The sequence below is a fragment of the Brachyspira intermedia PWS/A genome (assembly GCF_000223215.1).
GTDB classification, from domain to species: Bacteria; Spirochaetota; Brachyspiria; order Brachyspirales; family Brachyspiraceae; genus Brachyspira; species Brachyspira intermedia.
In genome coordinates, this window is record NC_017243.1 from 3,225,477 (window position 1) to 3,250,255 (window position 24,779).

The 24,779-nt window shown below is 27.8% G+C and carries 22 protein-coding genes and 4 tRNA genes; 12 read left to right on the top strand and 14 right to left on the bottom strand.

The annotated features are described in order from the left end of the window. Positions 1 to 17: 17 nt before the first annotated feature. The 7 genes from BINT_RS14035 to BINT_RS14065 form a co-directional block, all read right to left on the bottom strand. Positions 18 to 91 (bottom strand) — tRNA-Arg (locus BINT_RS14035). A gap of 194 nt (positions 92 to 285) precedes the next feature. After that, on the bottom strand, positions 286 to 1,014 hold the full coding sequence (locus tag BINT_RS14040) for a hypothetical protein (RefSeq protein WP_041177524.1): 729 nt from the start codon (positions 1,012 to 1,014) through the stop codon (positions 286 to 288). A 96-nt stretch (positions 1,015 to 1,110) separates the two neighbouring features. After that, positions 1,111 to 1,812: a hypothetical protein gene (locus BINT_RS14045; RefSeq protein WP_014489229.1), complete on the bottom strand. Its 702-nt coding sequence runs from the start codon at positions 1,810 to 1,812 to the stop codon at positions 1,111 to 1,113. 23 nt (positions 1,813 to 1,835) lie between these two features. After that, positions 1,836 to 2,579, bottom strand: a complete 744-nt coding sequence (locus BINT_RS14050) for a hypothetical protein (RefSeq protein ID WP_014489230.1) — start codon at positions 2,577 to 2,579, stop codon at positions 1,836 to 1,838. 218 nt (positions 2,580 to 2,797) lie between these two features. Next, positions 2,798 to 2,873 (bottom strand) — tRNA-His (locus BINT_RS14055). A 62-nt stretch (positions 2,874 to 2,935) separates the two neighbouring features. Further along, positions 2,936 to 3,009: transfer RNA gene (locus BINT_RS14060), tRNA-Arg, on the bottom strand. Positions 3,010 to 3,011: 2 nt separating this feature from the next. Next, a tRNA-Pro gene (locus tag BINT_RS14065) sits at positions 3,012 to 3,085 on the bottom strand. A 149-nt stretch (positions 3,086 to 3,234) separates the two neighbouring features. On the opposite strand from BINT_RS14065, the gene BINT_RS14070 reads away from it, so the two are divergent. Further along, complete coding sequence (locus BINT_RS14070; protein ID WP_014489231.1) at positions 3,235 to 5,178, top strand: fructose-1,6-bisphosphatase; 1,944 nt, start codon at positions 3,235 to 3,237, stop codon at positions 5,176 to 5,178. Positions 5,179 to 5,630: 452 nt separating this feature from the next. On the opposite strand, the gene BINT_RS14075 is transcribed toward BINT_RS14070, so the two are convergent. After that, positions 5,631 to 6,209: a chromate transporter gene (locus tag BINT_RS14075; protein WP_014489232.1), complete on the bottom strand. Its 579-nt coding sequence runs from the start codon at positions 6,207 to 6,209 to the stop codon at positions 5,631 to 5,633. 14 nt (positions 6,210 to 6,223) lie between these two features. Beyond that, positions 6,224 to 6,832 (bottom strand): chromate transporter, encoded by a 609-nt coding sequence (locus BINT_RS14080; protein ID WP_014489233.1) that lies wholly within the window; start codon positions 6,830 to 6,832, stop codon positions 6,224 to 6,226. A 248-nt stretch (positions 6,833 to 7,080) separates the two neighbouring features. On the opposite strand from BINT_RS14080, the gene BINT_RS14085 reads away from it, so the two are divergent. After that, positions 7,081 to 7,323 carry a (2Fe-2S)-binding protein gene (locus BINT_RS14085; protein ID WP_041177525.1) on the top strand — a complete coding sequence of 81 codons (243 nt, stop codon included), beginning with the start codon at positions 7,081 to 7,083 and terminating at the stop codon, positions 7,321 to 7,323. 14 nt (positions 7,324 to 7,337) lie between these two features. Next, positions 7,338 to 7,799: a YbaK/EbsC family protein gene (locus BINT_RS14090; protein WP_014489235.1), complete on the top strand. Its 462-nt coding sequence runs from the start codon at positions 7,338 to 7,340 to the stop codon at positions 7,797 to 7,799. A 131-nt stretch (positions 7,800 to 7,930) separates the two neighbouring features. On the opposite strand, the gene BINT_RS14095 is transcribed toward BINT_RS14090, so the two are convergent. From BINT_RS14095 to BINT_RS14105, 3 genes are all read right to left on the bottom strand, one after another. Then, a complete protein-coding gene (locus BINT_RS14095; RefSeq protein WP_014489236.1) occupies positions 7,931 to 9,100 on the bottom strand; it encodes a hypothetical protein in 1,170 nt (389 codons plus the stop codon). 141 nt (positions 9,101 to 9,241) lie between these two features. Then, positions 9,242 to 9,637 carry a DUF4234 domain-containing protein gene (locus tag BINT_RS14100; protein ID WP_014489237.1) on the bottom strand — a complete coding sequence of 132 codons (396 nt, stop codon included), beginning with the start codon at positions 9,635 to 9,637 and terminating at the stop codon, positions 9,242 to 9,244. 145 nt (positions 9,638 to 9,782) lie between these two features. Then, the gene (locus BINT_RS14105; protein WP_014489238.1) at positions 9,783 to 11,144 is read right to left on the bottom strand and encodes an aspartate kinase; all 1,362 of its coding nucleotides are present in this window, start codon (positions 11,142 to 11,144) and stop codon (positions 9,783 to 9,785) included. Positions 11,145 to 11,753: 609 nt separating this feature from the next. Here BINT_RS14105 and BINT_RS14110 point away from each other — a divergent pair. Beyond that, entirely contained in the window at positions 11,754 to 12,494 is a 741-nt protein-coding gene (locus BINT_RS14110) for a PP2C family serine/threonine-protein phosphatase (RefSeq protein WP_014489239.1), read from the top strand. Between the two features lie 159 nt (positions 12,495 to 12,653). Further along, positions 12,654 to 13,139: a DUF4234 domain-containing protein gene (locus BINT_RS14115; protein ID WP_041177526.1), complete on the top strand. Its 486-nt coding sequence runs from the start codon at positions 12,654 to 12,656 to the stop codon at positions 13,137 to 13,139. A 291-nt stretch (positions 13,140 to 13,430) separates the two neighbouring features. Here BINT_RS14115 and ade read toward each other — a convergent pair whose 3' ends face one another. After that, positions 13,431 to 15,161: an adenine deaminase gene (gene ade, locus BINT_RS14120; protein ID WP_014489241.1), complete on the bottom strand. Its 1,731-nt coding sequence runs from the start codon at positions 15,159 to 15,161 to the stop codon at positions 13,431 to 13,433. Between the two features lie 123 nt (positions 15,162 to 15,284). On the opposite strand from ade, the gene BINT_RS14125 reads away from it, so the two are divergent. The 5 genes from BINT_RS14125 to BINT_RS14145 all read left to right on the top strand — a co-directional run bounded on the left by BINT_RS14125 (position 15,285) and on the right by BINT_RS14145 (position 20,315). Beyond that, on the top strand, positions 15,285 to 15,482 hold the full coding sequence (locus BINT_RS14125) for a hypothetical protein (RefSeq protein WP_049783515.1): 198 nt from the start codon (positions 15,285 to 15,287) through the stop codon (positions 15,480 to 15,482). 3 nt (positions 15,483 to 15,485) lie between these two features. Further along, on the top strand, positions 15,486 to 17,249 hold the full coding sequence (locus BINT_RS14130; RefSeq protein WP_083818257.1) for a glycosyltransferase family 87 protein: 1,764 nt from the start codon (positions 15,486 to 15,488) through the stop codon (positions 17,247 to 17,249). Beyond that, positions 17,246 to 17,941, top strand: coding sequence for a glycosyltransferase family 2 protein (locus tag BINT_RS14135; protein ID WP_014489243.1), 696 nt, complete (start codon positions 17,246 to 17,248; stop codon positions 17,939 to 17,941). Before BINT_RS14130 ends, BINT_RS14135 begins: the two co-directional genes overlap by 4 nt. Positions 17,942 to 18,250: 309 nt before the next feature. Next, entirely contained in the window at positions 18,251 to 18,538 is a 288-nt protein-coding gene (locus tag BINT_RS14140) for a hypothetical protein (protein ID WP_041177527.1), read from the top strand. Next, entirely contained in the window at positions 18,528 to 20,315 is a 1,788-nt protein-coding gene (locus tag BINT_RS14145) for a hypothetical protein (protein WP_014489244.1), read from the top strand. Before BINT_RS14140 ends, BINT_RS14145 begins: the two co-directional genes overlap by 11 nt. 62 nt (positions 20,316 to 20,377) lie before the next feature. Here BINT_RS14145 and gatB read toward each other — a convergent pair whose 3' ends face one another. After that, positions 20,378 to 21,829 carry an Asp-tRNA(Asn)/Glu-tRNA(Gln) amidotransferase subunit GatB gene (gene gatB, locus BINT_RS14150; protein WP_014489245.1) on the bottom strand — a complete coding sequence of 484 codons (1,452 nt, stop codon included), beginning with the start codon at positions 21,827 to 21,829 and terminating at the stop codon, positions 20,378 to 20,380. 273 nt (positions 21,830 to 22,102) lie between these two features. On the opposite strand from gatB, the gene gap reads away from it, so the two are divergent. Both gap and BINT_RS14160 read left to right on the top strand, forming a co-directional pair. Next, on the top strand, positions 22,103 to 23,146 hold the full coding sequence (gap, locus tag BINT_RS14155; RefSeq protein ID WP_014489246.1) for a type I glyceraldehyde-3-phosphate dehydrogenase: 1,044 nt from the start codon (positions 22,103 to 22,105) through the stop codon (positions 23,144 to 23,146). 232 nt (positions 23,147 to 23,378) lie between these two features. Next, complete coding sequence (locus tag BINT_RS14160; RefSeq protein WP_041177528.1) at positions 23,379 to 24,578, top strand: phosphoglycerate kinase; 1,200 nt, start codon at positions 23,379 to 23,381, stop codon at positions 24,576 to 24,578. The last annotated feature ends 201 nt before the right edge of the window (positions 24,579 to 24,779 follow it).

Genomic DNA, 24,779 nt, shown 5'->3' on the forward strand with positions numbered 1-24,779 from the left:
AATAATCAATTTTTCTTCGCGTCTGAGAGGAATCGAACCCCCAACCGGCGGAACCGAAATCCGCTGCTCTATCCAATTGAGCCACAGACGCTTTACAATATTATTATAATTATCGGCAATTATGAACTATAGTTTACAACCCAGAGGTAAATCTTAATAAAACACAGTATAAATATACATTGATTAAAACTATTATTTTGTAATAACCTTAAAACTAAATATATATAATAGTATATTAATATATGAAAAAATATCAAGTTATATTAAAATTAATATATTTTTTATTTATAATTTGGGAGAAAATCTTAAACCAATCTGAAAACCAAAGTCAAAACTATCAACTCTATATTTTTCATTTAAGTCTGTAGCTTTATATGATAGTCCTATATCATACCCAAAATAAGCCCCTAAATTGAAAGCTAATTTACTTGTAAAAAAGAAAGAATAATCGAATGTAACTTTAAAATAGCTTATAAAAGATGATAAATAGTCTGATTTTTTATAATCTTTTTTAACATTATACTCTGATTTTATTGAATTACCAAAAGCATTTATAGTTTTTATAGTTTTACTTTCACTTGTACCTGAAATTGGTATTTTTACTCCGCCTCCTATACCAAAAGAAAATGCACCGAAATTAAACTTTGGAAGAATACCTATTTGAAAGCTATGCAAATACAAACTATTTTCTATATTATATTCCTCACTTCCACCTAATGCTGAAACACTATGATATACAGAATATTTGAAACTGTCATAGCTATATCCTAAATCGGCTAAAACACTTAAGCCGAATTTTTCAAAAGCAAACATATAACCAAGCTGAGCATTCACTCCTGCATCAAATCCTGCTTTAGTATTAACTTGAGGTTCTTTTCCTATTGACTCAACCTCACCGTTGAATATTCCTAATGACACCCCTAAAGGTACACTTAATACTGCTTCAAAACCGCTTGCTGCAAATAACTTCATATTAAATGTTATAATGATAATAATTAATAATATTTTCTTCATAAATAAACCCAATATAACTAATATATAAAACCATAAAATAAAAGTCCGCCGATTTAAAAATCAGCAGACTTTTTATTTAGTAAATAAAATCAAATATTAAGATCCAACTCTAGGTCCGAATTTAAATCCTATCTGCCCACCTACATCAAAACTATCAAATCTATTATCTGATCCTTTTGGAGAAAGACCTATGTCATATCCTATATAAGCACCTAAAACGAAAGCCATATTATCAGTAAAGAAGAAAGAATAATCAAATGTAGCTTTAATGTATCCTATAACATTTGATTTAACATCAGAAGATTTATAATCTAATTTTTGATTAAGAACTTCTGAACCGTCAACCATATATTTTACTTCACTAGTACCGCCCATAGGTATTTTCACACCTCCGCCTATTCCTAATGCAAAATTTCCAAAATTAAATTTAGGAAGAACTCCTAACTGGAAACTATGTAAATATAAACTTTGATATGTTTTTTCTTCAACACCCAAAATTGTTAATGACATAGAATATCTATAACTATCATAACTATATCCCAAATCCCCTAAAAGGCTTAATCCAAAACCACCAAAATCGAACATATATCCTATTTGAGCATGCACTCCCGAATCAAATCCTACTTCTGAATTAATTGCTGGAGCTATACCAGTTGTAGTAATTTCTCCATTAAATATACCAAAAGATGCTCCTAATGGTACACTTAAAGCTGCTTCAAAACCGCTTGCTGCAAATACTTTAATATTAGCGACTAATATTAAAGCAATAACCAATGATAATTTTTTGATATTTTTCATTTTTTATCCTTTATAAATATTTATTAATTAAGTCTAGGACCAAACTTGAATCCTAAATTAACACCTATATCAAAACTGCTTATAGAGGCATCTTTAGCAAGTGTAATCTCGCCCTGCTTCCAAATAGGACCTATATCCGCACCAAGATATGCCCCCAAAACAAAAGCCATACTGTCATTAAAGAAGAAAGAATAATCGAATGTCATCTTAAAATAACCTATAACAGGTACTTCAAAATAAGAAGATTTATAATCTATTTTTGTTGTTGAATTTCCATATAAACTATTTTCTACTTTATCTTCGAGAGTTCCAGTCATAGGAATCTTCACTCCTCCGCCTATACCCCAAGCAAAATTCCCAAAATTAAATTTAGGAAGAATACCCACTTGAAAATTATGCATATACATACTAATAGTTTCTTTATGTTTTTCCTTTACTGAGTTATATTCGTAATCTAGATAGTCAGAATATCTATAGCTGTCATAACTATATCCTAAATCACCCAAAAGGCTTAATCCGAAATTTCCGAAAGTAAACATATAACCTATCTGTACCTGTACTCCTGAATCAAAACCCGCTTCTGTAGTAATTGCACTTTTTGTTGTTCCGCTACTTGAAGTATATTTTGGTTCAAATCCGGAAGTTATACCGAATGATGCTCCTATAGGAACATTTACTGCAAATTCAAAACCTCCTTCTGCAAACACTTTAATATTAGCTACTAATATTAAAGCAATAACTAATGATAATCTTTTTATTTTGTTCATATTTAAATAATATCCTTTTTAATAAATATTAGTATTGTATACTTAATGATAATAATTTATAACTATAATATCGTAATGTCAATAGATAATTTCTATATAAAATTTTAAGTTAAAAATAAATACTATTGAAATCAAAATATGATACAATTAAATATCAGTATAATAATATAACAAAATAGATAATATTTAATGAAATATAAGATTTAAAATAAAGAAATGGGCGAAAGACGGGACTTGAACCCGCGACATCCAGATCCACAATCTGGCGCTCTAACCAACTGAGCTACATTCGCCATTTAAACATTAAAAAAGAGTTATTATTTTTTATCATACCAAAACCGATGAGGCTTGTTATGCGCGCCAGACAGGAATCGAACCTGTAACCTACTGCTTAGAAGGCAGTTGCTCTATCCAATTGAGCTACTAGCGCATTCGGGATGGTGAGACTCGAACTCACAACCCCCTGCTCCCAAAGCAGGTACGCTAACCAATTGCGCTACATCCCGTTAATTTATGTGTGTTAATTATATACTAATTATATTTTTTGTCAACATTATTTTTAAATATAATCATTTTTACTATTATATATAGATTTGCAAATATTTTTGTATATAATAGTTAACTATACACTTTATATTATATTTGGAGTTATTTTATGAGAGATGAAGATTATTTAGAATTATTATCTAAAAAATACCCTACAATAGATGCTGCTTCTGTAGAAATCATAAATTTAAAAGCTATATCTCAATTACCTAAAGGCACTGAATATTTCCTTAGCGATATACATGGTGAATCTGATGGTTTTGAATATTTACTTGGTACTTCTTCGGGTGTTATAAGAGAAAAAATTGAACTTCTATTTAAAAATACATTGCCTGAACATGACAGAGTTGAACTCCAAATATTAATAGTAGATACTAAAAATTTAATAAATAAAAAAGCAAATGAAAGTGATTTCGGTGATTGGTGCAAAATTACTATATACAGACTTATAAGAATATGCAAACTTGTAACAAGTAAATATACAAGATCAAAAATAAGAAAAAAAATGCCTGCTAATTTTGCATATATATTAGATGAACTTCTTCAAACTGATTCTGAAGAAAATAAAGAGAATTACTACTTTTCTATTATAGAATCTATCATTGAAATATCTGCTGCTGATAAATTCATCATTGCATTATGCCAACTTATTCGTCAATGCAGTGTTGATAGACTTCATATAGTAGGTGATATCTATGACAGAGGACCCCACCCTGATAAAGTTATGGACAGTATAATGACTTTCAATGAGGTTGATATTGCTTGGGGTAATCATGATATACATTGGCTTGGTGCTGCTAAGGGAAGTTTAATATGTGTTGCTAATGCTGTTCGTTTGGCAGTTAGATACAATAATTTTGATTTACTAGAATATAGCTACGGTATTAATTTAAGATCTTTGTCTTCATTCGCTAATGATATTTATAAAGACGATCCTTGCGAAGTATTCAAGCCAAATACTTTAGACAAAAATATTTATGATGAAGTTGATAAAGATTTAGCTGCTAAAATGCATAAGGCTATATCTATAATACAATTTAAATTGGAATGTCAGCTTATAAAAAGACATCCTAATTATGGAATGGACGAAAGGATACTTCTTGACAAAATTGATTATGACAAAGGAACTATAACATTAGATGGAAAAACTTATGAGCTTAAAGATAAAAATTTCCCTACTATAGATAAAAACAATCCTTTTGAATTAAGCGAAGGAGAAAATACATTAATACAAACTTTGGCATTCTCTTTTATGAATAGCCCTACACTACAAAGACATATGAATTACATGTATGCTAAAGGCGGAATATACAAAATATTTAACGGAAATCTTCTATATCATGGATGCATACCTACTAAAGAGGAAGGCGGTTTTGATGATGTTTATATAGATGGAAAATATTTATCAGGAAGGAAGTATTTAAAACAGGTAGAAGATAAAGTAAGAAAAGCATTCTACTGCGAAGTGGGAAGCGAAGAACAGCTTAATGCTCTTGATTACTGCTGGTATTTATGGTGCGGTCCTAAATCTCCTTTATTCGGTAAAAATAAAATGACTACTTTTGAAAGGTACTTCATAGAAGATAAAGAAACTCATAAAGAAAAATACAATCCTTACTATTATCATATAGACAATAAAGAATACTGTCAAAATATATTAAGAGAATTTGAACTTGATATAAACAGATCGCATATAATAAATGGACATGTACCTGTGAAGACTCATAAAGGAGAAAGCCCTATTAAAGGAGGCGGACTTCTTTTAGTGATAGACGGAGGACTTTCAAAGGCTTATCATAAAAGCACTGGTATAGGCGGTTACACTTTGATATCAAATTCTAATATGATGGCTATTGCTGAGCATAGGCCTTTTACTGAAGTTGTGGAATCCGGATTTAAATTGAGTCCTAGATCTATAATAGTAGAAAGATTCATTAAAAGGGTTACTGTAGGAGAAACAGATATAGGAAAGCAACTTTCTAAAAGAATAGATGATTTATTAGAGCTTTTATCTGCATACAGAAGCGGTATTGTTAAAGAAAAAGTTGATTAACTTTATCTATCATCTTTATCATATTTCAAACGCACGGTAAATGAAGCTTTATTCATTAGCCAATTTATAATTCAAAATAATCAATATAATTTTGAATTAGCTATAGTGGCGGTGTATGCATTATAAATTTAAATAAAACTTGGGCGGGTAGCTATAAATTCTAATTACATTATTAAAAAAATTAAAAATTATAATGGCAAATTAAAACTATAAATCTAAAGGGCGGGCAAATGTAATTAAGTTTTAAAACTTTATTCACATACCCCACCCTTTATTCTTCTTTGTACATATTTGGAATTCTAACTTTATTCATCTTTTATAATCAAATAAGAAAAAGCATTCCCACCCTAGTTTTTATTAAGTTTAAAATCTATTTACCGCACAGTTAACTAAATTTTTTAATAAAATTTTGAATATATCAATTTTTAATATATAAAAGCTTACAAAATCTATTAATACAAAATTATCCCCAAAACTGCCGATATTAATATTATAGCAAGAATAGGAACTTTTTTTATCTTTAGAAATATTGATAAAGCAAATATAAATATCCCTATAGGACTTATATATTTAAAAATGTTTTGAATAAAATCAATATTTCTTAAAATAGAAGTTTCTGTAAGCTCTACAAAAAAAGCATCTTTAGTGAAAGTTACAACCGCAGAGGCTATCAAAGCAACAGCACATACTCTCAAAGCATTCATTATATTATTAAACTGCTCATTGTTTTTAAAAGCATAGAAAAATTTTGATACTATCATAGTGATAATGAAGGCAGGAATAAATATACCGAATGTTGCAACTGCTGATCCTAAAACTCCAGCTACTTTATACCCTACAAATGTTGCCGCATTAATAGCAATAGGTCCAGGGGTTATCTGAGATATTGCTACAAGATTAGAAAATTCTGAAGATGTAATCCAATTATATTCTTTTAATATACCAAGAAGGAGAGCGATTATAGCATATCCTCCGCCATAGGTAAAAAGTCCTAGTTTAGCAAATACATAAAAAAGTCTAGCATATATCATAATTCAAATCCAAATCAAGATTGTTTTTTTATAACGTATTTATTAATAAGATAATAAATCCAGCCAATCAATGCTGAAAGAAGTAAAGCATATATAACATTGAAATGTAGAAATACCACTAATACAAAACTTAATATAAAAAGAAAAGCAGTAAATTTATCTTTTATAACTTGCTTACCCATACCAAAAGCTGATAAAAGTATAAGCCCAGCAATAGCACCTCTTATACCTAAAAAAGCTTTATTAACATATTCAGTATTTTGAAATCTCTCGAATATAGGAGCTATCATAAGTATTATTATAAATGAAGGTGCCATAACCCCAATACCTGCCATAATGCCACCAAATAATCCAGCTACTTTAAATCCTGTAAGAAGCGAAGAGTTTACAGCTATAACTCCGGGAATGCTTTGGGCTAGAGCAAATATATCTATGATTTCATCTTTAGTTATGAATTTTCTTTTATTAACAAATTCATCTTCCATTATAGGAAGCATAGCAAGTCCTCCGCCTATGGTAACAAGCCCTATATAAAAGAAAGAAAAAAACATTGTATACCATTTTGGTTTTAAAGTATTAGATAAGTTATCAGAATTTGTATTTTTTTCAGTATTACTGTCCATATATAGTTCCATATTTTTTATATAATAAATTATATTATATTTTGTTATTGTCAATAGAAAAATACAGTATTATGTAATTTTTTACATTGAAACATATTAATTTAACCAATAAACAATATTGAAAAACTTTAAAAATTGTATATAATTTTCCTATATTAAAAAACTATGACTATTGGCATCATTTTGTTTTTACATATTTTTATTTTATTTATTTTATATTATATATAAATAGAATGGGAGGAATACATATGGAATATGATGTAGAGTATTTAAAAAATCAAACTTCAATTAATTACGATAAAACTCTATGCTACTGTAAAAATGTTTCATATAGAGATGCATATAAAGCCATAGCTGATAATAAATTTACAACATTAGAAGAGGTAGTGGCAAAAACTCAAGCCTCTACAGGCTGCGGCGGATGTAAGGATCGTATTTTGAGTTTGATAGAATATGCCAAAAAAAACAATTATGAACCTCTTAATGTTTGATTCGGATATATTATATGAATGAAAAAGTACTTAATGCTTTAAAAGAACTCGGTATAGAATATAAAGAATTTGAAGAGGCAGGAGTTACAAAAACAGTTGATGATGCTGCTAAAACGCTTAATATAGAAAGAGGACAGGTTGCTAAATCAATACTTGTAAAACCTTCAAAGAAAAATTTCGCTATGATTATAGCTTCCGGAGATAAAAAAATATCTTCCAAAAAGATGCGTACATATTTCGATTGTAAAACCAGCTTTGCAAATGCAGAAGATACTTTCAAATTGACAGGCTTTACATTCGGAGGAGTATGCCCTTTCGGCATAGATAAAGATATTGATGTTTTAGTTGATAAAAGTATGAAGAGATTTGATGCGCTTTATATAGCCTGCGGAAGCGACAGCTCTTTAGCAAAAATGACCTATGATGAGATACTAGAAAAAATATCTAATGTAGAAGTAGATCTTACAGAAGACTAAAATTTTTATAATATAAATAAATATAATAAGCAAAAGCCAATGCATACCTAAGCCATAGATATGCATTAGCTTTTCCCATATACTCATTTTTTAGGAGTTATAAAATAGCTAAAGTGCTGAAGATTTTTCTATTAATAAAATGATGAATTAACTATCAAATATCTGTCTTTTCCTTTAGTATTCACATCAGGATTATAAACAATATAAATATCATCGCCAAGCTCTACATATCTTAAAAGAGTATCATCAGACATGAAATCACCCTTAACATAAATAGCAGAACCAGGCGCCATAGGACAATTATATTGAGTAGTTATGATCTTTGGCTTTGTTTCTATATAGCCTTTATAACCATAAAGTCCGCTTTTATCATTTTTATAATTAGCCTCAAGCCAAGTAGCATAAAGCTCGCTCCAATCCTGAAACTGTTTTATATTTTTGTTGGCAGCATATAGTATAGCTTTATAAGTGCCTCTATATTCTTCCGGGGCATTCGCTATATCTTTATAAATTTCAAAACCATTTTTAGAATGAAGTCCTAGCCAATACATAAATAATGAAACAGTTGCATATTTATGAACAGTATATCCTTGATTCCAATTAATAAAATAATCTCCTTTAGTTATTAAATACATTGAATCTGTATTGTAATAATTAAGTCTGTTTGAAGGAACTTTTCCTCTATATGATATTACCGCAGCTTCTGATAATGCCTCATCAACCCATACATCAAATGCATTACTGCTTTTATTTTGCAATTGACTGTAATGTATAACATGATGAAGTTCATGAGCTATAGTATTTACAACGGACTCAGGATTTTCCCAGCCATTTATATAATCCAAAAATATTATATTCTGAGTATCATTTTTTATTTCATTAAGTCCATCTAATATGGAATAGCCTTGCATATAAGGCTTGTCGCCTGTATATCCGCCGTTAATATCCATTATTAAAAGAGTTAATTTGCCTTTTAATTTTCCGTATAGATATTCTTCCATCTCATATATTTTAGATGTTTCTAATATAATATTTTCTAATTCTCTTTCATTGATTTCTAAGCCGTTTTCTAAATATACATCTATTTTTGATGTTGAGTATATATTCTTTGCTTTGAATGTTTCTTTTGAATAATTATTTTTTATATATCTTACGGCATTAAATGTCTTTTCTGTATTATTGCCTTTGTATATATTATAACTTACAGGAGTTTTTAATACTTCGTTTAAAGTGCTGTATTCTCTGGCATTTAAAATAAATATATTGAATAGAAATATAATCAGTATAAAATATTTTTTCATTACTACAGCTCCTTACAAAATTATAATATTTATAATTAGTATCGGAAAAATAATGAAAAATAGTTCATAAAAACTATGTAAAAAAATAAAGGCCTGCTTAAAAAAGCAAGCCTTTAATAATATATAAAAATTAATTTTTAATTAATTATTTTCTGCATTAGATGTAGCATTTCCAGAATCGTCTATACTATTCCATATAGCATTTAATTTATCCTGCATTATAGCACCCGCAACAACATAAACTAATAAACCTAATATTACTAATAATACAGTGCTATCTTCACTATTATCCATACCTGCTTTTGCAGTCATTTCTAAATAAACTATTTTACCATATTTATAGTACCAGTATAAACTATATATATTACAAGTTACTAAAACAAGTATAAGTTCCAAAGTAGGATTTATATCTTCTCTTCCCATAAAATTCTTGATTTCATCTGTAGTTTTATAAATCCAATAAAGGTAATAAATACCACATGTAACTATACTTAAAAGTACTAGCATAGGAACGCTTCTAACTGTGCCTTTTGTCATTTTTAATCTCCATCATATATATTTTTGACGCAATGCATTATACATTATTTATAAAAAATAGACAATATATTATGAAAATTATTTTACAAAAATATCATAGAAGTTTAAATTTATTTTAAATAAACTTAAACTTCTTAATATATAATTATAAATTTTGCTCTTCAAAGAAAGTTTTATATATACTTTTTATGGCTTTATTTAGATCATCATCTTTTACGCCTATCATAATACTCACTTCACTTATACCTTGGTTAAGCATTTCTATATTGATATTGCATTTCTCCATAGCATGCATAGCTCTTGCAGAAACACCTACACATTGCTGCATTCCCTCACCTACAAGCATTATCAAAGCAAGACCATGCTCAAAGTAAATATTATCAACATGAAGCTCATCTCTTACCCTTTCATATATACGCTTTTCTTTTTCCGGAGTAATAGCAGAATTTCTAACTATTACAGAAATGTTGTCTATTCCTGAAGGAGCATGCTGATAAGGTATATTTTCATTTTCTATTATCTCTAAAAGTTTTCTACCGAATCCTACTTCTCTGTTCATCAAATATTTACTTACATAAAGACAAGAGAAATCATCTTCTCCGGAAACACCAACTACAGGATTAACATTTTTATTTCTGCTTGCAACTATTCTAGTACCTTTAGCAGAAGGATTATTGGTATTAAGTATATGAACAGGTATATTAGCTTCATAAACCGGCTGTAAAGCTTCAGCATGAAGCACATTGAATCCGCCGTAACTTAATTCTCTCATTTCTCTATATGTAAACTCATCTATAAGTTTTGGATTATCTACTATATTAGGAGCTGCTGCAAATACTCCGTCTACATCAGTAAAGTTTTCATAAACTTCAGCATTAACTGCTTTTGCTAAAATAGCACCTGTAATATCGCTTCCGCCTCTAGGGAAAGTTACTACATCGCCTTTTTCAGTATATCCGAAAAATCCTGGAAATATTACCAAAGCAGATTCATCTTTTAATTTAGACAAATTAGAATAAGATTTTTCTAATACAGTGGCATTGCCGAATTCTTCAGAAAGTAAAAGTCCTGCATCTTTAGGATTAACATATTTTGCTTTAACTCCTATAGAATTAATATAGGCAGCTATTACCTTAGCACTTAAATCCTCTCCTAATGCTTTAACGCCGTCTATAAATTTTGTAGGAAGTGATTTATCTTCAGCTATTCTCTTTAATATATCGTTTTGAATCTCTTCCAAAAGTTCATGTGAAAGAGAAAGTTCATCTATTATATTTTTAAATCTTTCTATAATGATTTTTAATTCTAATTTTCCGTCTTTTCCGGCAATAATAGTTTCAGCAAGAGTGATAAGCAAATCGGTTACTTTGGTGTCTTCTTTGAGTCTTTTTCCAGGAGCAGATACTACTACTATTCTTCTATCTTTGTCTGATAGTACTATGTCTACTACTTTTTTTATTTGACTTGCATTTGCTACAGAAGAGCCACCAAATTTTGCTACTTTCATCTTACTTAAATCCTCCGTAAATTTAGTAAAATTTATTAAATAAATTACTATACATAATAACATAAAATAATTTTTATTTCAATTATTTTATATATGTTTTTTATTTTTAATAAAGCATTAATTTTCGATAAATAATAAAATATATTAAGTAAAATATTATTTGTACTTATTACTACTGATAATCATGTAATTTTTTTATTATAATAATAGCTTGGGCGGGTTCTAACGAATTATAATTAAGCTATAAATATAAACAAATTTAAAATTCAAAATACGGCTATAATTTTTAAAGGGCGGGGTATGTAATAAAAGTTTTAAAATTTAATTACATTTGCCCACCCTCTATGCTTATAGTTTAAACCTGAAATTTTTATTTTTCTTTCATTTATTGTATAATTAGAATTTACAGCACCCACCCAAACTTTATTTAAATTTATAATCTATTCACCGCATGAAGAATTATATTTATGATTACATGATTATTAAAAAATATAATTTACTATTTTCTATAAAATATATTTACCATACGAGAATGAAATAATGCTTGATTAAATTTCATAATATTTTATTATTAACTACAAATAATAAAATAATAAAGGATTAAAAAATATGAATATATTTGCTTTTACAAATAAAGGCACAGATACAAAAATAAACACAGACACTATTCTTTTTAATAGCGAATCTGTATCAGGAAATCCGCTTCTTATTAATGAACAAAATAATTATAGCCATTTTATAGATAATATGGAAGGAACAGCAGTTTCAATGATTGCTGATGGACTTGGGGATACTTTTGCTTCAAAACTTGCTATAGATGTTTATAATGAAAATTTTCTTGATTTGCTTGAACTTGTAGGCGAGCAGGAAATAATGAATTGGATAATGCATAACTTTATCAAACTTGAAGTTGTTGCTGCAAGAGATTCTGCTGATGATAAAGAAAAAGCTATGGCAGGAGCCTCTATTGCGGGCGTTTTATATCATAAATTTGCAGGAGTATTTGTATTTAATGCAGGCGACAGTAAAGTTTATGCAGTTAATAGAAATAAAGTATTTCAAATAAGCAGAGATCATATGAAAGGCAATGCATTAGAAAACTGTGCATGTGCCGGAGGCGGACATTATATCACCATTGAAGGAGCTAGAAGAAATCAGAATTACAATTATTTTATCGCTTCTAATTCTATGGTTGAATTATTATTAAATAAGTACGGAAATATTGAAGAAGCTATTAATGATATAATGGGTTCATCAAATACTGAAGAGGCAATTAACAAATTAAAGAATATAGCAGAAAATTCTAAAGACAATGTAAGTGCTTTAGGATTATTAAATCTTTTTGAGTAAATATTGTTGTAATTCAATGAAGATGTTAAGTCCTAATATCAGCTATAATATTAGGACTTTGTACAGACACTCAGAGCGAGCGAACAATTTTTACATATAAAAGAATTTGTAGCTAACAATTAATTATAAAACAATAAAAATATGGGGTATCATAAAAACATGAAAAAAGGAACAACAAGACCAATACCAATAATGCTTCTATTAAATATAGTAACTTGCGGAATATACTATATTTATTGGATTTATCAGACATCAGTTGAAATAAAAATGTGCAGCGAAAGAGAAGATTTAAATCCTACTCTTGAAATATTGCTTGGCATAATAACATGCGGACTTTATTTCAAATACTGGTATTATAAATATGGAAAAATTGTTTATAAAGAACTTCCGCTTAAAGCAGGAATTAACAATACTGAAGATAAAACAATGGTTTTAGTAGTAATAGATATAATTATTGCTCTAATGTGGTGGGGAAGTATGATATTGAGGATATTATTATTGGCTATAAGTTCTTATACTTCATCAGATGAAGAATTAATTTACAGCTTTTTATACATCATTCCATCAGGATTAATATATGTAGTTAATATATCTTCACTTATTATGCAGGATAAACTTAATAATATTTGGAAGCATATGCAGTAATTATTGCAGTATATTTTATTAGATATTAAAAAATAAATTAATAGAGGGTGAGCATATAAAATTTAATTACATTTGCCCGCCCTCTATTTTTTATAACTTCAATTTGCGATTTTGTTTTTTATTTTTTTATTGACTAGTTTAGAATTTGTTAGTACCCATCCAAGTGTTTTTTTAAATTTGGAATTCATGTAACGCACGTTAAACGAAATTTAAAATATTGATTAATTAATAATACAAATTTTATTATATTTAAATCTGATCACACGTGCGGTAAGAAAAATAATAATTAAATTATGCACTTACATCTATAAAATTAAACTCCTTCACATCGAAAAGCCCATTTGTTGTAAGTTTAATTTCCGGTATAACAGGCAAAGCCATAAATGATAAAGTCATAAACGGATCTATTTCTCTGTTAACATTAAGTTCATTGTAGGCAAGCTCATGCATAGAATAGATTTTCTTTACTATATCATAAGGAGAATCATCAGACATAATGCCCGCTATCTTTAATTGTAATGTATCAAGAACTTTTCCATTTTTTACAACGGTTATTCCGCCGGAACATTTTTCTATTTCTTTTATGGCAAGTATTATATCTTCATCATTATCGCCTACTGCTATAATGTTATGTGAGTCATGAGATACACTTGTAGCAATAGCACCGTTTTTTAATTTGTAATTTTCTATTAATCCTAAACCTATTTTACCAGTTGCTTTATGCCTTTCAACAACAACCAATTTCAATATATCAACACTCTTTCTGTATTTAAAATATCCGTTCTCAAAACCTACGATCCTTACGCTTTTCTCTGTAACTAAATCTTTATTAACTATTCTTATAACATTAGCCTCATCAGATTTTAATTTTATCTGTATATCATCAACTGTAATAGGTGCAATATTTATTGTACTAAAAATATTATCATTATAATTATCTTTTTCTACTTTAAATAAAGCTTTTCCATTTTCTGCAGCTAATTTTCCGTCTATAAAAACTTTATTAGCTTTGAAATCTTTTAAATCATTAAATAAAACAATATCAGCCTTGTATCCTGAAGCAACTAAACCAATATTTTTAAGTCTGTAGCATTCGGCAGCATTAATAGTAGCCATAGCAATGGCATTAAATACATCAAGACCATGTTCAACTGCTATTTTTAAATTATGAGATATATGCCCATTTTCAATAATATGATCCAAATGCTTATCATCAGTACACATTGCACATCTTCTCGCATTGCTTTGATTAACTCCCTGTAAAAGTGAAGCCAAATTCTGTGCAGCTGAACCTTGCCTTAAAAGTACATACATTCCATTAGCTATTCTAGACTTCAAATCTTTTGCAGATACGCATTCATGATCCGTATAAACTCCAGCAGCTCTATAAGCATTTACTGTCTTTCCTCCAAGCATAACGCCATGCCCGTCTATAATTTTATCAGCATTAATTGCCGCAAGTAATTTTTTAAGTACATCTTTATCACAAGATAATACCCCCGGAGCATTCATCATCTCAGCAAGCCCGAATATATCTTCATCATTTATAAACTCTTCTATTATTTTAGAATCAAGTACAGCTCCGGAATCTTCAAAACTTACAGCAGGAACGCATGAAGAAAGCATAAACTTGCATTTTAATGGGCTTTTTTTGGCAGACTCTATCATAAAGTTAATTCCGTCAATACCGCATACATTAGCAATTTCATGAGGGTCTGTTACAATTAAAGTAGTACCGAAAGGAATAACAACTTCCGCAAAATTAACAGGAGTACATAAAGATGATTCTATATGAACATGCGAATCTATAAGTCCGCTTGTGGCATAAGAGCCTTTAGCATCAATAACTTCTTTTCCATTATAAGAACCCACCCCTACAATATAATCATCAACAATGGCAATATCTGCATCAGTAATAGTTGCTGAAATTGGGTCTACTACTTTACAGTTTCTTATAACCAAATCAGCCAAATTTTTTCCGATTGAAACCTCAATCATTTTTGATAATTTTTCTATAGTCATTAATTGTCCTTATAATTAGTATATATTTTAAATATAGTAAATTATAAGTAGATTTTCAAATTTATGTATACTTGATTATTTTTTATTCTATTATATAATACGTTAAAATATTATGGAAAAATTATGAGCAACAAGCAACAAGCAACAAGCAACAAGCAACAAGCAACAAGCAACAAGCAACAAGCAACAAGCAACAAGCAACAAGCAACAAGCAACAAGCAACAAGCAACAAGCAACAAGCATTTTCTTAAACAAATTTATTTTTATTGCAAAAATATTTACAATAAATCACAGCATAATATTTATATTTTTATGGAGTAATTTATGAAAGTAAATAAATTATTCATAATAATATATTTTATAATGTTAATAATTTGCTCTGCCACTTTTACAGTTTTTTACATATTGGGAAATAAAACAAGAATAGGTTACATATCAGAATTTATATTTGATAATTTTCATATAAATAAAACATTAAAATTAAATGGATTTGATACTGAAAATACAAAAAAATTATTTACTATAAATGGAAAATTAGATAATGAAGCTTTAACTAACTATATATTTACAAATGAATCTATTACTAATTATAGTTATGGTTTTAAAGTTGGATACTATAGTAAAGTTTTTAGGCATAGCGATATATATGCTGTTTATCCTAACATAAAAAAAATTGCAAAAGAAAACAATTTTATTAAAGAAATAAAAATAGATAAAGCAGGAAGCCCTTTTGGTAATTTAATTTCTACCAAAAAATTAGAATATAATGAACAAATAAATAATTTAGAATATATTTTAAAGTTTAAATTAGATATTGATATAATTGTTATAGTATTTGGAAGCATATTGATTACGAGTTTATTTATAAAATATTCAGATAATAAAATAATAAATAATATTCCTTTACTTTTTATTTTACTATTATCGTTTTCAATTTTAATGTTTTTTATATTCTTTATTAAAGATAAGGGAGGACGGCAGCTTAATATAGTAATTAGAGGATTTGATTTATTTGCTGATTTTTATAATCAATTAAGATATGTTTCTGAAAGAGATGTATACTTTGATACAATAAATGGACTAGAAAATAAAATATATTTACCATTTGCATTTATGATATTTTATTTATTTTCTATATTAAAGAATTATGCTAGTATGAGCTTACATAATATTCAAACAGATCCAATATCAAATATGTCTTTAGTAATATTTATGTCTATTGGAATATTATTATTAATTTTATCTTTGAAAAAACTTTATAATAAAAAAGAGTACAGTTATATAATTCCAGCATTATTATTTATGACAACACCTGTTATACTTACAATAGAAAGAGGCAATATAATTATACATACTGCTGCATTTGCATCAATATTTTTATGTTTATATAGATCCGAAAAAAGGTACGAGCAAATTATAGCATTAATATGTTTAGGTATAGCTTCAGCATTAAAAATTTACCCTGTTATATTAGGTTTTTTACTTTTACAAGAAAAAAGATATAAAGATATAATAATAGGGGCATTAATTACATTAGCTTTAGTATTTTTACCATTTTTCTTCTTTAATAAACATAGTTTCTTAGAAAATTTTACCCAATTTATATTAAATATGAAATTATTTTCTGAATCTTATGGTATAAGGTATGGAGTAAGCTTATTTATATATAAATTAGGAAATTATTCTGATTTATATGCCAAAATTATAATATTTATACTTTTTATTATATCAATAATATATTCTTTCGTAGCAAACGAATATTGGAAAAAAGTATTATTATTAATGATAATATCTATACAATCACCAACAACAGCTTATTATGCAGAATTATTTATGTATCCTATAATAATTTTATTTTTAAGTAAAGAAAAATTCTATAAAATAGATTATATATTTTTAATATTATTCGTATTGTTAATAATGCCTTTACAAATTTCAATACCTATTTCAACTTTAGGGAGTTTTTTATCAGCTACTATATGGCTAATAGTGCTTATTGAAACCATTATAACTGGAACTAATTCATTGAAAAATAATGTTTATATCATAAAAGAAAAATTATTAATATATAGGAGTAGTATAAAATGAAACTATCTATAGTAATACCTTGTTATAATGAAGAAAATACAATAGAAACTATAATAGATGCTGTTATTAATTCCAAATGTTCTATAGAAAAAGAGATTATTATAGTAGATGATTTTTCAAAAGATAATACTAGAGATAAATTGGAAATTATTAAAGATAAAGTTTCTTTAATTTTATATCATGAAAAAAATATGGGTAAAGGTGCGGCACTTAAAACTGGCATTAAGGCTGCTACTGGAGATTTTGTAATTATACAAGATGCCGATTTAGAGTATGATCCAAATGAGTATGATAAATTATTAGCTCCTTTAATTAATGATAAAGCTGATGTAGTTTTTGGAAGCAGGTTTGCCGGAGGAGAGTCCCATAGAGTATTATATTTTTGGCATCAAATCGGAAATACTTTTTTGACTTTATGCTCTAATATGTTTACAAATTTAAATCTTACTGATATGGAAACTTGCTATAAAGTATTTAAAAAAGAAATAATACAATCCATAGAAATTAAAGAAAATAGATTTGGTTTTGAACCTGAAATAACTGCTAAAGTTTCAAAAATACCAAATATTAGAATATATGAAGTTGGTATTTCATATTATGGAAGAACTTATAAAGAAGGCAAGAAAATAGGGTGGAAAGATGGTTTCAGAGCTTTGTGGTGTATTTTTAAATATAACTTAATATCAAAGTAATTATTATATTTGGGTATTATAACCTAATAACTGCTATACTTTTTTCAATTAGAGTATTTTATCTATATTTATTTAAACCTGATCTACTAGTAAGAGGATGGGCTTCTACTATAATTGTCATATTATTTATTGGAAGAATACAATTGATTTCTTTATCTGTCATTAGTGAATATATTGGAAATATGTTTAATGAACTAAAAAATAGACCTGAATATATAATAAAAAAATCTATATAGATATTGATTATTTAATAACAATAGTTGATTATTTTTTATTCTGTTTTATAATACTAACAATATAGGTATATTTATGTTACAAACAAACAAACAAACAAACAAACAAACAAACAAACAAACAAACAAACAAACAAACAAACAAACAAACAAACAAACAAACAAACAAACAAACAAACAAACAAACAAACAAACAAACAAACAAACAAACAAACAAACAAACAAACAAACAAACAAACAAACAAACAAACATTTCTATATACCAAGTTTTACTCTCTTAAACAAATTTATCTTTGTTGCAAAAAATATTTTAATCAATCTGGATACTATCTTTGTATCTTATGGAGTAATTAGTGAAAAATAAATTAAATAAGCTCTTATTAATTACAAGTGCTGTACTTGTGGTATCAATATTCGCTTTATCAGCATTAGGTTCAGTTAACAGAATTGGTTATTTATCAGATTTTCAATTAAATAAAGAGTTATCTAAAAAAAATGAATATCATTATAGCTTTAGGATAAAATATCACAGTAAAATATTTAGAAATAGTGATGTATATGGTGTTTATGTAGATACAAATAAAATTATTAAAGAAAATAATTTTATTAAAGAAATAAAAATGGAAAAAGGGGGAAGTCCTTTTGGAAATTTAGTTACTCCAAAAAAAATAGATTTTGAAAAAATTGATAATATTAATTATATTTTAAAAATAAAATTTAGTGTTTATTTAATATTTGGAATCATATTATTAATATTTTTTATATTGTATAATATTAAATATTTTCAATATATAATTGAAACGCCACAAAATTCTGATTATATTATCTTTTTTATTATTACATTATTATGCTTTTTTAGTTATATATATTCAGATGTATTAGTAGTCTTTCCATTCAGTGTTAATTTTTTTAATGTAAATCCGTTAAATTTTTTCTATGAAGTTTATCAAAAAGTAGGTTCATACCATAAACCAGATGATCTTCCATATTTAGCATATTTCATTTATTCTATTTTATTTTTACCTTTATGGATATATTCTAAAATTAGAAATATTACTTATTATACTTGGCATCATGCAAAATTTGAAATAGATACTTTTGAAATAATATATATAAAATTATTATTATTAATTTTTGTAATATTATCATCTTTTATTATTTATAAAATATCTAAAAAAATAGGATTCAATGATAAAAAATCTAAATTATCTAGTTTTATGTTTATTACTTCCCCATTTACAATGATACCTGTTTTTATAATTAGTCAAGTAGAAATTATAATGATCTTTTTTACTCTTTTGGCTATACTAGATTATTTAAATAATAATAAAAGATATATACTTTGGTTTACGATAGCTATACCATTAAAACTATTCCCATTTTTTATATTAATTCCATTAGTATTGCTAAAAGAAAAACAAATAAAAAAAATAGCATTATACATAATAATACCAATTTTGCCATATATAATTTCTTCTATACTATTTAAATCCCCAAACCCATCTGATAGAAATTTAGTGGCATTCGGTACATTAATGTATCATAAAATTTTTGGAATATCCATATTTATTATGATTTATTCTATAATATGTTTATTTTCTTATTTAAAAAATATAGAAGATAACAATGTATTTTATAAATTAACAATATATATAAGTTTTTTTGTATTTTCATTAATTGTAATAGTAAATAAAAGTTTTCATTTATATTGGATAGTTATAATAGCTCCGTTTATATCAATATTAATATTATTTAATACATATAATATTAACATAAAAATAATGATGGAATTTATTGCAACATTATTTTATTCTATTCATATTGCTAGAGCAGGAACCATGGTATCTATGAGTGAAGCTTTAAGAACAAAATCTATACCATTAATAAAACTATTTGTTCATAATAATAGTACTAAATATAATAATATAAGAGATATATTTCCAACTATACTTGGCAATGCAGATATTACTAATGCAATATATTCTTTTTACATAATGGGTATAATTATTATGTTAATATTATTCTACAAATACAATAATTATAATGATAACAATGTAAATATACCTAGATATTTAATATACATAAGATTTATACCAACATTATTTATTATATTTTTGATATGGTATTTATCACTGATGTAAATAATAAAAAAAGCCTAACTATTATTTAATAGCTAGGCTTTATTTATAATATTAAATATTAATTATTCACTTAAAATTTTTCTAAGTACTTCATTAACAAGTTTAGGGTTACCTTGACCTTTAGTAGCTTTCATTGTTTGACCTACTAAGAAGCCGAATGATTTTTCTTTACCAGCTTTGAAGTCTGCTACTGATTTAGGATTTTCTTCTAACACTTTTCTTATGATTGTTTCAAGCTCGCCAGTATCGCTAACTTGTTTAATGCCTTTTTTCTCAACTATAGCAGAAGGAGCCTCTCCTGTTTCGCACATATCTTCAAAAATCTCTTTTGCTATCTTACCGCTTATAACGCCTTCATCTATAAGTTTAAAAATCTCACCTATATGCTCTGCTTTAGGTTTGAAATCTTTTATAGTTTGAAGTTTTTTATTTAAGTAAGCATTAACTTCAACCATTATCCAGTTGCTTATTTTCTTAGGCTGTTTAGGATAAGCTTTAACTGCTGCCTCATAATAATCAGCTAATGCAGCATCTTCTGTTAATACTACTATATCCTGATCTGGTAAGTCATAATCTTTTTTAAGTCTTTCACGTTTTTGCTGAGGAAGTTCTGGAAGCTCTTTTTTAGCCTGCTCAATCTCTTCATCTTTAAGAACTAAAAGAGGTATATCTGGGTCTGGGAAATATCTGTAATCTGCAGCACCCTCTTTAGAACGCATACCCTTTGTAGTGTTTTCTTTAGCATCATAAAGTCTAGTTTCTTGTAAGATTTTCTCGCCGTTATTTAAAGCTTTAATTTGTCTTTTGATCTCATAATCAATAGCAAGTCTTACATTTCTAAAACTGTTCATATTTTTAACTTCAGTTTTAGTTCCTAATTCTTTGCTTCCTTTTGGACGTATAGAAACGTTAGCATCGCATCTTAAAGAACCTTCTTCCATGTTACAATCTGAAACATCAATATATTTAAAGATTTTTTTAAGCTCTGTTAAATATTGATAAGCTTCTTCACCAGTAGAAATATCCGGCTCGCTTACACATTCAATCAAACAGCAACCAGCACGGTTTAAGTCTACATAGCTTAAAGGTCTTCCTGTATCATCATGCACAAGTTTACCAGCATCTTCTTCCATATGTATTCTGTTTATTCTTATGCTTTTATTATAAGAAGAACCATCATCATTAAGTACAGTAATATCAAGATGACCTTCGGTACAGATTGGTTCGTCCATTTGAGTAATCTGATAGTAGGAAGGCAAATCCGGGTAGAAATAATGTTTTCTAGCGAATCTGCTTTTCTTTTGAATAGTGCAGTTAGTAGCAAGTCCTGCTTTGATAGTTTTATGCACCATTTCTTTATTAACTATAGGTAAAGTACCAGGGTGAGCCTGACATCTTGGACAAGTAAGAGTGTTTGCAGGAGCACCGAAAGTGTTTGGGCATGAACAGAATGCTTTAGTTTTAGTATTAAGCTGAACATGCACTTCTAATCCTATGACTGCTTCATATTCCATATTTATTAATCCTAATTATTAAAGTAATTTTTTAAAATATTATGTTTATTTTATATGAATTTGCTTTTTTTTTCAATAGAATGCTTTATTTTTTATTGTCTAATTAATAATGTTTATATGTTTAAAAATCATATTGAAAATGATATAATAACTTCTTATATTTAATAGTAAATTAAACAAAAAATCTTGACTTAATCGTTTATTTATGGTAGCATAATAGGTGAATTTTATATGTTCGCGTATAGGATATTATTTTAATTTAGGAGTATATTTATGGCTGTAAAAGTAGCAATAAATGGTTTCGGACGTATTGGACGTCTAGTTTTTCAGGCATTAGTAGAACGTGGTTTATTAGGTAAAGAAATAGAAGTAGTTGGCGTAGTAGATGTTAGTACTGATGCTAAGTATTTTGCTTATCAATTAAAATATGACTCTGTTCATGGCAGAATGAAAGCTGACATCACAACAGAAGGCGAAGATGTACTAGTAGTTAATGGCAACAAAATTAAATGTATAGGTGCTACTAAAGAATTAAAAGATCTTCCTTGGAAAGATTTAGGTGTTGAATATGTAATAGAATCTACTGGTCTTTTCACAGAAAAAGAAAAAGCTGAAGGTCATATAGCTGCAGGTGCTAAAAAAGTTATCATTTCAGCTCCTGGTAAAGGCGATTTAAGAACTTTTGTATATGGTGTAAACCATGAAGAATATGATCCTGCTAATCATCATGTAGTATCAAATGCTTCTTGTACTACTAACTGTTTAGCTCCTATAGTACATGTACTTCTTAAAGAAGGTATCGGAATAGAAACTGGTCTTATGACTACTATTCACTCTTATACTGCTACTCAAAAAACAGTAGATGGTCCTTCTAAAAAAGACTGGAGAGGCGGACGTGCTGCTGCTGTAAACACTATCCCTTCTACTACAGGTGCTGCTAAAGCTGTTGGTGAAGTTTTACCTGCTACTAAAGGTAAATTAACAGGTATGAGTTTCAGAGTTGCTACACCTGACGTATCTGTTGTAGACTTAACTTTCAGAAGTGAAAAAGAAACTTCTATTAAAGAAATCGATGTATTAATGAAAAAAGCTTCTGAAACTTATTTAAAAGACATTTTAGGTTATTGTAATGAAGAATTAGTATCTAGCGACTTTATACATGACTCTAGAAGCTCTATATATGACTCTCTAGCTACTACTCAAAACAACTTGAAAGATGAAAAAAGATTCTTCAAAATTGTTTCTTGGTATGATAATGAATGGGGTTATTCTAACAGAGTAATTGATTTATTATTGTATATGTATAACAAAAAATAATTAAGCAATAATAATTAAAATTGTTAAGCTATAATAAAAGGGTGTTATATTTCATTATAGCACCCTTTAAATTTTTTAGCAGTACATAAAAAATTGTGAGCGTACGGCAGTAGCCTTAATGCAAACAATTTTTATTAGTGATAACTATAAAAGCGAGCCAAAGCCATCTGCCAAACAAGTTTGGCATATACTTTTAGGCGACGGCGAGCATAGCAATAATAAGGAGTTCATAATGAAAAAATCAGTAAAAGATATAGACATTAAAGGTAAAAAAGTCATAATGAGAGTTGATTTCAATGTACCTCTCGATAAAGAAACAAGCTCTAAAATCACAGACACTACAAGAGTAGATGCTGCTATGCCTACTATTGAATATATACTTTCTCAAAATGCTTGTTTAATACTTATGAGCCATTTAGGAAGACCAAAAGGTGAACCTAATCCTAAATACTCTTTAAAACCTGTTTATGATTATTTAAAAACTAAACTTCCTAATAATAAAGTTGAATTTGCTAAAGACTGTGTAGGTGAAGAAGTAAAAAAACAAGCTGCTGAATTAAAAGCTGGCGATGTATTATTATTAGAAAATTTAAGATATCATGCTGAAGAAGAGAAGAATGATGCAGCATTCTCTAAACAATTAGCTGATTTAGCTGATGTTTATGTTAATGATGCTTTCGGTACTGCTCACAGAGCACATGCTTCTACTGCTGGTATAGTATCTGCTAAAGCTGGTATGCCTGCTGTTGCTGGTTTCTTAATGGAAAAAGAAATTAAATACTTAGGCGATGCTGTTGCTAATCCTGCTCGTCCATTTGTAGCTATAATTGGTGGAGCTAAAGTTTCTTCTAAAATTTCTGTACTTAAAAACTTACTTAACAAGGTTGATACTTTAATCGTTGTAGGCGGTATGGCTTATACTTTCTTCAAAGCTAAAGGTTTAGAAATAGGTACTTCTTTATGCGAAGATGATTATATTGCTACAGCTAAAGAAATTATGGATAAAGCTAAAGAATTAAATAAAACTTTATATTTACCTGTTGACAATGTTGTAGCTGATAAATTTGATAATGATGCTAATTTCAAAACAGTAGATTCTAATGCTATACCTGCTGGCTGGATGGGTATGGATGTTGGACCTAAAACTTTGAAAGAACTTGAAGAAATACTTAAAAATGCAAAAACAGTTGTTTGGAATGGACCATTAGGTGTATTTGAAATGCCTAATTTTGCTAAAGGTACTTTTGAAGTAGCTAAATTCATTGCTAATTCTGGTGCTGTAAGTATCATCGGAGGAGGAGACAGTGTATCTGCTGTTAACAAATCTGGTGTTGCTGATAAGATGACTCATGTATCTACAGGCGGCGGAGCTTCTTTAGAGTTCCTTGAAGGAATTGAACTTCCTGGTATCGCTGTATTACAAGATAAATAATTAGATTTTAATAAATCAAAATAGTGAGCCTCTGATAGCTTTAGCTGTCAGAGGTTTTTTAGCGAACTATTTTGATTGTATGATAAAAGGAATTGAACTTCCTGGTATCGCTGTATTACAAGATAAATAATTAGATTTTAATAAATCAAAATAGTGAGCCTCTGATAGCTTTAGCTGTCAGAGGTTTTTTAGCGAACTATT

Bases quoted from the DNA above. Each gene is read 5' to 3' on its own strand.
- BINT_RS14040 (WP_041177524.1), bottom strand. From the start codon at position 1,014: ATGAAGAAAATATTATTAATTATTATCATTATAACATTTAATATGAAG.
- BINT_RS14045 (WP_014489229.1), bottom strand. From the start codon at position 1,812: ATGAAAAATATCAAAAAATTATCATTGGTTATTGCTTTAATATTAGTC.
- BINT_RS14050 (WP_014489230.1), bottom strand. From the start codon at position 2,579: ATGAACAAAATAAAAAGATTATCATTAGTTATTGCTTTAATATTAGTA.
- BINT_RS14070 (WP_014489231.1), top strand. From the start codon at position 3,235: ATGAGAGATGAAGATTATTTAGAATTATTATCTAAAAAATACCCTACA.
- BINT_RS14075 (WP_014489232.1), bottom strand. From the start codon at position 6,209: ATGATATATGCTAGACTTTTTTATGTATTTGCTAAACTAGGACTTTTT.
- BINT_RS14080 (WP_014489233.1), bottom strand. From the start codon at position 6,832: ATGGACAGTAATACTGAAAAAAATACAAATTCTGATAACTTATCTAAT.
- BINT_RS14085 (WP_041177525.1), top strand. From the start codon at position 7,081: ATGGAATATGATGTAGAGTATTTAAAAAATCAAACTTCAATTAATTAC.
- BINT_RS14090 (WP_014489235.1), top strand. From the start codon at position 7,338: ATGAATGAAAAAGTACTTAATGCTTTAAAAGAACTCGGTATAGAATAT.
- BINT_RS14095 (WP_014489236.1), bottom strand. From the start codon at position 9,100: ATGAAAAAATATTTTATACTGATTATATTTCTATTCAATATATTTATT.
- BINT_RS14100 (WP_014489237.1), bottom strand. From the start codon at position 9,637: ATGACAAAAGGCACAGTTAGAAGCGTTCCTATGCTAGTACTTTTAAGT.
- BINT_RS14105 (WP_014489238.1), bottom strand. From the start codon at position 11,144: ATGAAAGTAGCAAAATTTGGTGGCTCTTCTGTAGCAAATGCAAGTCAA.
- BINT_RS14110 (WP_014489239.1), top strand. From the start codon at position 11,754: ATGAATATATTTGCTTTTACAAATAAAGGCACAGATACAAAAATAAAC.
- BINT_RS14115 (WP_041177526.1), top strand. From the start codon at position 12,654: ATGAAAAAAGGAACAACAAGACCAATACCAATAATGCTTCTATTAAAT.
- ade (WP_014489241.1), bottom strand. From the start codon at position 15,161: ATGACTATAGAAAAATTATCAAAAATGATTGAGGTTTCAATCGGAAAA.
- BINT_RS14125 (WP_049783515.1), top strand. From the start codon at position 15,285: ATGAGCAACAAGCAACAAGCAACAAGCAACAAGCAACAAGCAACAAGC.
- BINT_RS14130 (WP_083818257.1), top strand. From the start codon at position 15,486: ATGAAAGTAAATAAATTATTCATAATAATATATTTTATAATGTTAATA.
- BINT_RS14135 (WP_014489243.1), top strand. From the start codon at position 17,246: ATGAAACTATCTATAGTAATACCTTGTTATAATGAAGAAAATACAATA.
- BINT_RS14140 (WP_041177527.1), top strand. From the start codon at position 18,251: ATGTTACAAACAAACAAACAAACAAACAAACAAACAAACAAACAAACA.
- gatB (WP_014489245.1), bottom strand. From the start codon at position 21,829: ATGGAATATGAAGCAGTCATAGGATTAGAAGTGCATGTTCAGCTTAAT.
- gap (WP_014489246.1), top strand. From the start codon at position 22,103: ATGGCTGTAAAAGTAGCAATAAATGGTTTCGGACGTATTGGACGTCTA.
- BINT_RS14160 (WP_041177528.1), top strand. From the start codon at position 23,379: ATGAAAAAATCAGTAAAAGATATAGACATTAAAGGTAAAAAAGTCATA.